Annotated in this window: 13 protein-coding genes; all 13 read right to left on the bottom strand. The window is 65.9% G+C overall.

Translation table 11 applies throughout. The annotated features are described in order from the left end of the window. On the bottom strand, nt 1–549 hold a 549-nt coding region (locus HY049_04635), incomplete at its 3' end, for a hypothetical protein (GenBank protein ID MBI3448190.1). 46 nt (nt 550–595) lie between these two features. Further along, nucleotides 596–1,108: a hypothetical protein gene (locus HY049_04630; protein MBI3448189.1), complete on the bottom strand. Its 513-nt coding sequence runs from the start codon at nt 1,106–1,108 to the stop codon at nt 596–598. Nucleotides 1,109–1,248: 140 nt separating this feature from the next. Continuing rightward, nucleotides 1,249–2,061: a hypothetical protein gene (locus HY049_04625; GenBank protein MBI3448188.1), complete on the bottom strand. Its 813-nt coding sequence runs from the start codon at nt 2,059–2,061 to the stop codon at nt 1,249–1,251. A gap of 230 nt (nt 2,062–2,291) precedes the next feature. Further along, a complete protein-coding gene (locus HY049_04620) occupies nt 2,292–3,377 on the bottom strand; it encodes an IS5 family transposase (protein MBI3448187.1) in 1,086 nt (361 codons plus the stop codon). 462 nt (nt 3,378–3,839) lie between these two features. Further along, complete coding sequence (locus HY049_04615) at nt 3,840–4,226, bottom strand: hypothetical protein (protein ID MBI3448186.1); 387 nt, start codon at nt 4,224–4,226, stop codon at nt 3,840–3,842. 77 nt (nt 4,227–4,303) lie between these two features. Further along, nucleotides 4,304–4,786 carry a cupin domain-containing protein gene (locus tag HY049_04610; GenBank protein MBI3448185.1) on the bottom strand — a complete coding sequence of 161 codons (483 nt, stop codon included), beginning with the start codon at nt 4,784–4,786 and terminating at the stop codon, nt 4,304–4,306. After that, the gene (locus tag HY049_04605; GenBank protein ID MBI3448184.1) at nt 4,783–5,412 is read right to left on the bottom strand and encodes a hypothetical protein; all 630 of its coding nucleotides are present in this window, start codon (nt 5,410–5,412) and stop codon (nt 4,783–4,785) included. The genes HY049_04610 and HY049_04605 overlap by 4 nt, the downstream gene beginning before the upstream one ends. A gap of 67 nt (nt 5,413–5,479) precedes the next feature. Then, entirely contained in the window at nt 5,480–5,998 is a 519-nt protein-coding gene (locus HY049_04600) for a class IV adenylate cyclase (protein ID MBI3448183.1), read from the bottom strand. After that, a complete protein-coding gene (locus HY049_04595) occupies nt 5,977–6,588 on the bottom strand; it encodes a hypothetical protein (GenBank protein ID MBI3448182.1) in 612 nt (203 codons plus the stop codon). Before HY049_04595 ends, HY049_04600 begins: the two co-directional genes overlap by 22 nt. Continuing rightward, nucleotides 6,585–7,043, bottom strand: coding sequence for a GNAT family N-acetyltransferase (locus tag HY049_04590; protein MBI3448181.1), 459 nt, complete (start codon nt 7,041–7,043; stop codon nt 6,585–6,587). Before HY049_04590 ends, HY049_04595 begins: the two co-directional genes overlap by 4 nt. Nucleotides 7,044–7,054: 11 nt before the next feature. Continuing rightward, a complete protein-coding gene (locus HY049_04585; GenBank protein MBI3448180.1) occupies nt 7,055–8,086 on the bottom strand; it encodes a D-alanine--D-alanine ligase in 1,032 nt (343 codons plus the stop codon). Continuing rightward, nucleotides 8,083–9,084 carry an ATP-grasp domain-containing protein gene (locus HY049_04580; GenBank protein ID MBI3448179.1) on the bottom strand — a complete coding sequence of 334 codons (1,002 nt, stop codon included), beginning with the start codon at nt 9,082–9,084 and terminating at the stop codon, nt 8,083–8,085. Before HY049_04580 ends, HY049_04585 begins: the two co-directional genes overlap by 4 nt. After that, the gene (locus HY049_04575; GenBank protein MBI3448178.1) at nt 9,081–10,202 is read right to left on the bottom strand and encodes a KamA family radical SAM protein; all 1,122 of its coding nucleotides are present in this window, start codon (nt 10,200–10,202) and stop codon (nt 9,081–9,083) included. Before HY049_04575 ends, HY049_04580 begins: the two co-directional genes overlap by 4 nt. Between the last annotated feature and the right edge of the window lie 130 nt (nt 10,203–10,332).

The raw sequence follows: 10,332 nt of genomic DNA, 5'->3' as shown, positions 1-10,332 counted from the left end.
TTCGACGATGGCGGGCGTTCCGTCGGGATACTTGCCGACGACCGCACCCCAGCCCGTAAGCTCCGGGCCATCCTCCCAGTATTGCTCAATCGCCAGTGTGCCGACGCCGGTAATCGCGACGGCGGCCTTGCGGATACCTCGGCTCTCGGCGGCGTAGAAGCCGAACCGCACGCCCGCGGTCAGCTTCAAGCTGTTGTAGGAGGCATGTCCGGCCAGGAATGCTCCTCCGCAGATTCCCAGGTAGTTCAACCCGCCCTGCACGGCATCGTGAATGTTCGCCGTCGTGCTCGGGGTCAGGCCATCGCCGATGGCGATGAAGTCTCCTCCGGGAACGACGATCAGACGGTAGGCCATGAGCTGTGACTCGTTCATGCCGTTCAACTGCTGGGAATTCACGGTCGCGTACTCGGGATGGCCGTCCTTCAGGATGGCCTCGACCGCCGCAACATCATTGGCCGACGTTCCGGTTCCATCGAACAGAAGAATTGGAGGAACACCGCTCGGCGCCGGTTGCGCGCAGGCCGTCAGGGCAAGTGTCATGAGGAACAAGAACGGAGCCACTGCACGGCGGGTTGTTGGATGGCGCAAGGAGGCTTCACCACAACCCGGCATGATCACGGACGACAACCAGTTGTACGGCCTGCCTCTCGGTCGATACATGAATTTCGACTGCTTGCCCCCCACGCACTTTCAGTCGCGCGCCCGACAGTTCGTGCAGTTGTCCGGACCATGCGCACCGTTGAACGCGAGCGGTCGCGTCGCCCTTGGGGACGTCGACGCGCCAGCCCGTTGCGCGTTGAAGCGACTCGGCGATGTCGGCCACGGTGAGATCGCGGCCGACCACCTGCAACTGAACGTCTGCCGTTGCCGGAACCGCGACGGCCTGGCTGATCCGTGGTTTGTGGCCCGACCTGGTGCAGGAGGCCCATGTGCTCGGGTCACCACAGACGGTCAGGCAGATCGCGCCGGCCGAGTCTGACGGAAGAGTGAGGTTAGCGGCTCCGCACGAGGCGCCGATGCCGACGGAGCGCGAACCATCCGCTCGCGCAGAGGCACATGAGAGCAGCGCGACAGTGACAACGCCCGCGGTCCGGATGAGCTTCAGCATGTCCTCTCCTTATGCCCTGCTCGCCAGCCAACGGGCAGCGTAGGCGGCGCGCCCCACAAACGAGCTACCAAGCATTGTACGACCGCGCGTCCGTTTCACGCAGTTCTTGGCCCGCTCCGCGTCGCCATCACCACAGTTGCCTATTCGCAGGATGCTATCGTGTGAACTGCACCGCGGTCCAGCTCGTACACTCGTCCCGCAGTCCGCACAACTAGGATGTCTCTTGAGGAGTATAAGAGCTCCAGAGCCACGGAGCGTGCAACTGGCCCAGAGGCTTGTAGCTGACCTGCGCCAACAAGCGGAGGAAGACTAGCCAAGGAGAGCTTCGCTGTGTCCAAGTCCAGGTAAACACATCGCGGTCGCACGCCTCCGAGTTCCTGCGGCAGCTGCGGGTAGATTGAGCCAATGAAGTAGACCACGCCGGCCAGTGCCGCACCGGCAACTATGTTCCCTACCTGAAAGTCTCGATAGAGACGCGACAACCTAGAGGCGGCCTCGGCCTGATCCCTGTGATAAAAGATGCTACCAAGTAAGAGGAGGCCGAACAGTGTCGGCATCCAGAGTGACTGGTCGATGGCGTCCTTTAGACGACCGCTAAGCCTTGAGACACCAAGAAGGAGCCCAGCTACTAGCACGACTGCGTAGGCGATGCGTCGGGTCACGGTCTTCGCGCGTGTCTTGGGTCCCGAATAAAGCCAGTCGAGGAAGTGCTCGATGCTCCGGACTATGAGCCGGAATCCGCAGAAACCGGCAACGCCGACAAAGGCAGGGAACATGCCGGCGATGAAGTACTGAGCATCAAGGGCTGGAAGGAGACCGAGCCCACGGTCCCACGCGTATATCGACCAGACTAAGTAGCCGAGGCCATACAGGATGCTGGCCAAGACCAGGAGTCCGTCGCGCAGTGCCCCGAGGCGTGGGAGCCAACCCGGCAGGCTGGGGTCACGGGTCATGGTGCACCTCCACTGGCCTCATAGAGTCGCTATCTAGTGCCGTGTGAATTCCCTCGCCATACCATCGCAATGGAGTTAGCAGGATGCTGAAAAACGTGGGCCGAAAAGGGAACGCATCGCCCGAGAGCGCACGGCCGCTCTCGATGAGTTCAGTTCGTCGACCCCGAGTTTCTTCTGTCCGTCACCGTTCCGATCCAACTCACGACAACCTGGGAGACTTCTTCCCGTGTTCATGTGGCAACCGCCTGCTGAAGGTTTCTCAGTCTGACGAGGTTGTACGTGGCAACTGCGAAGGTGAACATCCACCCGACGCGTCGCTCTCCTCGGTGCCTCGTCTTCCTCATCATGCCCACGGTCTTGAGCCACCCGAAGATCTCTTCGACCCGCTTCCGCTTTCTTTGGCTCAGCTGGTAGCCGACCTGGCGCGTCGTGCTGATCTTGATGGTGCTGTAGCTCGCGTTCTTTCTGGCGGTGTGCGGGACGATGTACAGATGTCGGAGCGCCTCGGCGAAACTTCGAACGTCGTACGCTTTGTCAGCGCCAAGCGTCGTGCGAGTCTTGACGGGAGTGCTGCACACCATCTCCAGAGTTGCCTCGGGCTCCGCGCGGCCGGTGGCCTTCGTGAGTCGTGTGTCGACCGCGAGGCCGTGCCGGTTGTCCATCAGCACGTGCCCGGTGTAGCAGAGCTTCGACTCGGTCCCGAACGACTTGCGATAGAGCCTCGCGTCGGGATCCGTCGTCGAGGCGTGGGTCTCGTTCGACCGCTTCTTCCCGGAGAAGTCCACGTCCGGGTTGCCCGGATCGTCGGGCGGCTTGGTCGGCGCGGCGTCCTTCGGTTTGAAGCTCTTGTGGCCGGCCCACGCTTCGATGAGGGTGCCGTCGACAGTGAAGTGTTCGTCGGAGAGAAGTTGCTTGGTTCTGGCCAGTTCGATCACGCGCTCGAAGAAGAGGCGGTCGATGTCACCCGACAACAGCCGCTCGCGGTTCTTCGTGAAGACAGTCGGGGCCCACACCGCGTCCGACTGGGTCAGCCCGACGAACCAGCGGAACAAGAGGTTGTAGTCGAGCTGCTCCATGAGCAGTCGCTCGCTGCGAACGGTGTAAAGCACTTGAAGGAGCAGCGCTCTCAGGAGCTTCTCGGGAGGAATCGAGGGCCGGCCCGTCGACGAGTAGAGGCGTTCGAAGTGCGGAGACAGTTCCACCAGGATCTCGTCGACCATCTTGCGCATGGCTCGGAGCGGGTGGTCCAGCGGGATCCGGTGCTCAAGGGGAACGTAGCTGAACATCTCTTCCTGTTGCCGATCGTCTCCTCGCATCGCCACCTCCATTCTCGTCGACGAGTCGAGGCGCATCCTAAGACATCACCCGGTCTCAGTGGGCCGGGATACGCGAGTTTTTCAGCAGCCTGTTAGGCGGCGCGTTAGCGGCCGTGGTAGCGGCGTCAGAGGCGACGGTACCAGCACTAGCAAAAGAACTTCGGCGTGGGACGTCCGGGCCCGCGGAACGCCCATCGACGCCACGTCGCGCCTCGAGTGTCGAATGTGAGCGCGGCCGACTTATGCAGCAAAGGCTCGCGTGATAAATCGCCGGCCACGGCGAAATCCCGCCGTCTAAGAAACGACCGCGGTCTCGAGCGGAAGCCGGAACGAGGAACCGCGCGCGCCGCGAGGGCTCCCATCGATCGGACGCCATCAGGCCGCGAACGGGGCTCATGGCACGGAGGCTATGCGGCGGTAGCCGGAAAAACAAGATGGCCGGCGTTCTAGACGAACCGGGCGTCAGATCCCCGGCGTCTCTCCGTCACCGGGCTTGTTGCAGATGAAGGGCTCCGTCGACGGCCCGACGGAGGAGGCCTTCAGGACGAGGCGCGCGCAGTCGCTCTCGTGGAGCGAGCCGCGCAGGATGACGTTCTTCCCCTCGAGGGCCTTGAGGTTCTGATCCGCGGGGAACCTGATGTAGACCTCGATCGGATGGGGGGCGCAGGGATCGAGGAGGGCGTGCGTCGCGCCGGGACACGACTCGTCGTGGATCAGAATGCCGTACGGGATCTCGACCGTCACCGGCCGGGACTCGGGAGACGGCGCCGGTTGCTTCGTCGTGGAGACGGCCGAGCCGCCGGCGAGGGCGGCCGAGACGAGGACGATTGTCAGCGTTGTCCGGATCACGAGTGAGATTCCTCTCGCGGGGAGAGATCGCGTATCCGGAAAAGGTAGGCCGATTCAAGCGACGGGCAAGGGGGCCGTCACCTCCCCGCGTCGTACCACTTCCTGATCTTCTCGGCGGCCCCGGGGACGTCCTGGTTGACGAGCGTCCGGTCGAGCGACTCGACGTAGACCGTCCCCTCCTCGGGGTACTCGCAGACCTCATAGCTCACGCGGTTCCCCGTGGCGAGGTACTCCATCGGATCGGTCCCGGTGTTGACGAAGGTGTGCGGGTCGGGGTCGTCGGCGAGGTAGAGGATGAAATCGCCGGTTTTCACGGGGACGCGTCGCTCGCCGTGGCGCAGCGTGCCGGCGCCCGAGAGGATGAGGAACATCTCCTCCTGGTGGTGATGGCGGTGGAGCCGTGTGGACTGCTTGCCCGGCGCGAGACGGTAGAGGCGCAGGCCGGCGAGAAGCGAGCCGAGCTTGCGCGCGGGGTCCTTGGTCTCGACGGCGATCGAGGGGCTCGTCTCGACCGGCGTCCAGGGGAGATCGGCGAGGTTGACGATCTTCGGGTCGCTCATCGGACCGTCTCCTTGTCTTTGAACTGCAGGCCTTTCAGAAACGCCTCGAGGTTCCCCTTGGCGCGTTCGACCATCTCCGACTCCGGCTGGCCGTTGAGCGCCGTGACCCCCGCCGTCAGCGTGTAGATGTCCGAGCCGTGACGGAAGATAGCCAACGCTTCGATGAGATCGTTTCTCTTGTCGACGCGCTCCCCCTTCTCCTTCGTGCGGGTGACGACGGGGCTTCCCCCCTTGTTGACGTGGACGACGCGGATTTCGTCGCGTGCCTCGATGGTCGCCTGGCGTTTCTCGCGCACGAGATCTCCGACCTCGATGCCGGCGGACAACTGATCGAGGCTCTTATTCTCCTTCGAGTTGTCCGTCCGGATGAGGTAGAAAACGACGCCGAAGTCGTCGGTGAAGAAGACGCCGTGCTCCGAGGGGCTGATCTGGCGTTCCTCGACCTGCGAGCCGGGCTCGACGAGGGCGGCAGGCCGCGCCAGCGTGTACGCGCCGTCGGGGGACGTGTATGTCGCCTTCGTCAGACGCTCGGAAGGGATCTTCGTCTTCGCGAGAGCGATTCCGGGGAGGAGCGCTCCCGAAGTGGTGAGGATCGCGACGATGGCTGCGGCGCGCGGGGTCCACATGGGGTGTGTCCCTCCGCGTCGATCTTTCACGCCGCCGCCGGTGGAGTCAATCTCCGCCTGCCGGGCGTCAGGGGCGCGCGGATCGCAGCAGGTCGAGGTACGCCCCCGCGACGAGGCTCGACTCGGGGACCCCGAGGTCCTCGAGGAGCTTCCTGGCGACGGCGTCCCCTTCGGCGAGGGTCTGCCCTTGGGTGAGGACGACCTCAAGCTCGAGGAAGGTCCCCAACCCTTCGACGTCGTCGAGGTGGATGCGCGTTGGGCCCGCGAGGTAGAGGCGGCGGCGCTTGCGGACTCTGCCGATCTCGCCGAAGGCGGCGCGGAGCGTCTCGCGCATGTCGGCGGGGGTCGGCGTCGGGCAGAGGAGGTAGCTCGAGAGCTTCGGCCCCGGTGCGTCGGGGCGATCGTAGAAGATCAGCTCGCCTCGATCGGGGGCCAGCTCGCGGAGCTTGAGGCGGCCGGCTGGGGAGCGGAAGAAGGTGTCGTCCTGCGTGAGGTCGAAGGGGCCCTGGTCGGCGAGCGCCCGGGCGCGCGCCTCGACGGCCGGAAGATCCGCGACGCGCGCCTTCACCTCGACGTTGCGAGGCATCGCTTCAGGAAATCCTCGATCGCCTTCCGGCCCCCCTTCAAGATGGGCGCGCCGTCGCCGACGAGGACGGCGTCGAAGGGGTAGTCGAGGAGGGCGCGGATCCCCTCCACCGCCTTCGAGGGGTCGGGGAACTTCTCTTCGGGGAGCATGCTGAGCTTCCCCTTCGGCTTGCCGATGAGGGCGTCGCCGAGGATGAGGGCCTTCGCGGGGGGGAAGAGGAGCGCGCACTCGCCGGGGGACTTGGCGCCGGAGACGTGGATCACCTCGAGCCCTCCGGGGAGTTTCTCGCCGTCGAGGAAGAGGCCGCCGATGCGGAGCGTGACGAGGGGGGCGTCGGCCTGGTGGATGAGGACCGGCGCGCGGAAGTGGCCCGCCAGCTCGTCGCAGGCGCGGACGTGGTCCTTGTTCGTCAGGATGATCGCCCTCACCGGGCCGAGCTTCTCTATCGCCGTCATCGTGCGCCTGTCGGCCGGCGGGGGATCGACGAGGACCGTCCCGTCCTTCCCGGGGAGGCACCAGCCGTTGAAGTCCATCCTCTTCTGGGTGGAGTAGTGCGACCAGGTGTGGATTCCGGGGAGGATCTTTTTCACGAGAGGTCCTTCATGAAGACGTACTTGTCGTCGCCCTTGCGGTAGAACTCGGGAAGGCGCGCGGCGACCGAGTACCCGGTCGCCTCGTAGAAGCGCCGCGTGGGAGTGTAGGCGTCGCGCCCGCCGGTCTCGATGAAGACCTTCCGCGCCCCCCGCGTCCGGAGATCGGTCTCCATCGCGTCGAGGAGGGCGCGGCCGACCCCGCGGCCGTGAAGCTTCGGGTCGACGGCGATCCAGTAGAGGTCGTACGTGCGATCGGTCATCGGGACGGGTCCGTAGCAGGCGTAGCCGGCGAGATGGTCGTCCACGTCGGCGCACAAAAAGATGTAGTCGCTCTGGCCGCGCCTGTCGCGCGCGATGTCGAAGAGCTCGAGGGCGACGGCGACCTCGTCGTCGAAGAAGACGCCGGTCGCCTTCAGGATGCGCTCGATGGGCGCGCGGTCGGCCGCGATCATCTCGCGCAGCATCACGTTGTTTTCACGCCTTCGAGGCGTGAGGCGGCGCGCGTCAGCGCGCCGTCGAGGATGGTGCGGATGAGGCCGTCGTAGCCCAGGTCGCTCGCGCGGCAGGCGCGGGCGAGGCCGGCGCCGTCGGTGATGTCGGGGTTCGCGTTCACCTCGAGGATGAAGGGGCGCGACGTCTCGTCCAGCCGGAAGTCGACGCGCGCGTAGTCGCGGCACCCGAAGGCGCGGTAGGCGCCGATCGCCATCTGCTGCATCGAGCGGGCGAGGGGGGCGGGAACGTCCGCCGGGCAGACCCCCTTCGTGTGCTTGTACTCGAAGGAGTCGTGGACCCACTTGGCGCGGTAGCCGACGACGCGGGGCTTCCCGTCGGCGTAGTCGTGGAACTCGATCTCCGAGAGGGGGAGCGCCCGCGGCGGGTCGTTCCCGACGACGGCGATGTTGATCTCGCGGCCGTGGACGTACCGCTCGACGATCGCGGGCTGGAAGTACCTCTCGTGCACGTACGCGACGCGCGCCGCGAGATCCGGCACGCTCCGCACGACCGACTCCTCGTCGATGCCGACGCTCGCGTCCTCGAGGAGAGGCTTGACGATCGCGGGAAAGCCCCACGCAGGGGCCGCGGCCGGCGTCTCGCCGAGGGAGAAGAGCGCCGACTCGGGGGTCGGGAGGCCGGCGCCGGCCAGGACCGACTTGGCGATGAACTTGTGCGTGGTCAGGCCGCAGGCGAGGGCCGTCGAGCCGGTGTAGGGTAGGCCCAGCAGATCGAGGAGCGCCGGCATGTTCATGTGGGCGAGGTTGCTCCCCCGGAACGACTCGCAGAGGTTGAAGACGATGCCGTCGGGGTTCCGCTTCGCCCAGGCGACGACCGGCGCGATGTCGTCCTCGACGTACAGTCGCTCGAACGCGTGGCCGAGCCGCCTCAGGCTTCCCTCGACGGCGATCACCTCGACGATGACGTCCTCGTCGTCGGGATTGCCGGCCGGGGATTCGGGAAGGGCCTCGGGGGGCTTGCAGTAGAGGATGCCGATCGTCACGCCGCGACCCCGGCGCCGGTCCGGCGGCACGCCTCGTCGAGGATCCGCGCGATGAGATCGCGGTACGACATCCCCGACTCGCGCGCGAGGAAGCACAGGTCGGAGTGGAGGGGGCTCAGCCCCGCGAGGGGGTTCACCTCCATCACGTTCGGGCTCCCCGCGACGTCGCAGCGGAGGTCCACCCTGCCGAAATCGCGGCACTCGAGCGCTCGGAAGGCGGCGACGGCCGCCTCCTCGACCGCGCTCCGGAGCGCGGGCTCGATGTCGCCGTTGTAGCGGTAACGGACCTTCTTCTCCCACTCGGACTTGGACGACGCGGAGTAGACGCTGGCCTCCGTGGGGTCGGCGACGAGGACCTCCATCGTGCCGATCGCCTCGGGGGCGTCGTTTCCGAGGACGCCGACCGTGAACTCGCGCCCCGGCAGGTACTCCTCGACGATGGCCGGCTGGTGGTATGTGTGGACGATCCACGCGACCTGGTCCATCAGCGCGCGCGGCGTCCGCACAACCGAGTCGGAGGTGACCCCCTTCCCCGTCCCCTCGTGGATCGGCTTCACGAAGAGAGGGTAGGGGAGGTGGAGGGAGTCGACCTGGTCGGGATCGGTGAGGACGGCGAAATCGGGGGTCGGGACGCGGCGATCCCTGAGAAGCCGCTTCGCGATCCCCTTGTCGAGGCTCACCGCCATCGTCAGGGTGTCGGACCCGGTGTACGGGAGTCCCAGGAGCTCGAGGATGGCGGGGACCTGCGCCTCACGGCTCCGGCCGTCCCGCCCCTCCGCGATGTTGAAGACGAGATCGACTCCCAGGGGACCCTTCGCCGAGAGGCGGATGATGTCGCGCCCCCCGCCGAGCCTCACGACTTCGTGCCCGAGCCCCTGGATCGCCTCCGCGAGAAGCGCGATCGTCTCCTCCGAATCCCACTCGGTGTCGGCGTCGGGAGGATCCCCCGAACGCCTGACGAAGGCGTCCTTGTGGTCGAAGGCGAGGCCGACTTTCACACGTCGTTCTCGTGGTACTGGTAGATGTTGCCCGCGTAGTTGCGGACCGTGAGGACGTTCTCCTCCTTGCTGACGACGTAGTTGGGCATCATCGGCACCTTGCCGCCTCCCCCCGGGGCGTCGACGACGAAGGTGGGAACGGCGTAGCCGGTGGTGTGGCCGCGCATGTTCTCGATGATCTCGATCCCCTTGGAGATCGGGGTCCGGAAGTGGGCCGTCCCCTGGACCGGGTCGCACTGATAGAGGTAGTACGGCCGCACGCGGATCTTGAGCAGCTCATGGGCGAGCTTCTTGATGATCTCGACGCGGTCGTTGACCCCCTTCAGGAGGACCGTCTGGCTGCCGAGGGGGAAGCCGCCGTCGGCGAGCTTCTCGCAGGCCGCCCTCACCTCGGGGGTCAGCTCCTTCGGGTGGTTGAAGTGGATCGACACCCACAGGGGCTGGAACTTCTTCATGAGCGCGACCAGCTCGTCGGTGATCCTCATGGGGAGGAAGACCGGGACGCGCGTGCCGATCCGGATGAACTCCAGGTGCGGGATGGCGCGAAGGCGCGTCAGGAGCTCCTCCAGACGACGGTCGCTGAAGAGCAGCGGGTCGCCGCCGGAGATGAGGCAGTCGCGGATCTTCTTGTTCTTCCGGATGTAGTCGATCGCCGCGTCGAGGCGGGGCCCGAAGATGATCTCGTTCTCGTCGCCGACCCAGCGGCTGCGCGTGCAGTAGCGGCAGTACGCGGCGCACATGTTCAGCGGCAGGAGCAGGACCCGGTCGGGGTATCGGTGGACGATCCCCGGGACGGGGGAGTGGGAGTCCTCGCCGAGAGGGTCGACCATCTCGTGCGGCGAGACGAGGTGCTCGCGGGCCGTCGGAATGACCTGCTTCCGAAGCGGGCAGCGCGGGTTGTTCGGATCGAGAAGCGAGGCAAAGTAAGGGGTGAGCGCGACCGGGAAGCGTCCCGTCGCCATCTTGATCCCCTTCTCCTCGGAGGGTGTCAGGTTCACGTACTCGCGGAGCTGCTCGATGCTCGAGAGCCGGCTCCGCATCTGCCAGCGCCAATCGTTCCACTGATCGGCGTCAACGGGCTTCTGGATACTGGGCTGTTTGCGCGTCTCCGTTTCCATTAACTCCTCTGATTCAGCCCCCGGATAGACTTCCGCCGCGCGCGTGACGAGAACATTTACCGCGCCCTCTGGCGGCCTCGGACAGGGTCCGATGACGCGTGCATGGGGGATAGGGTGGGTTGATGCGTAT

The sequence above is a fragment of the Acidobacteriota bacterium genome (genome assembly GCA_016195325.1).
Classification (GTDB): Bacteria; Acidobacteriota; Polarisedimenticolia; order JACPZX01; family JACPZX01; genus JACPZX01.
This window is presented reverse-complemented; position numbering and strand designations above follow the sequence as displayed.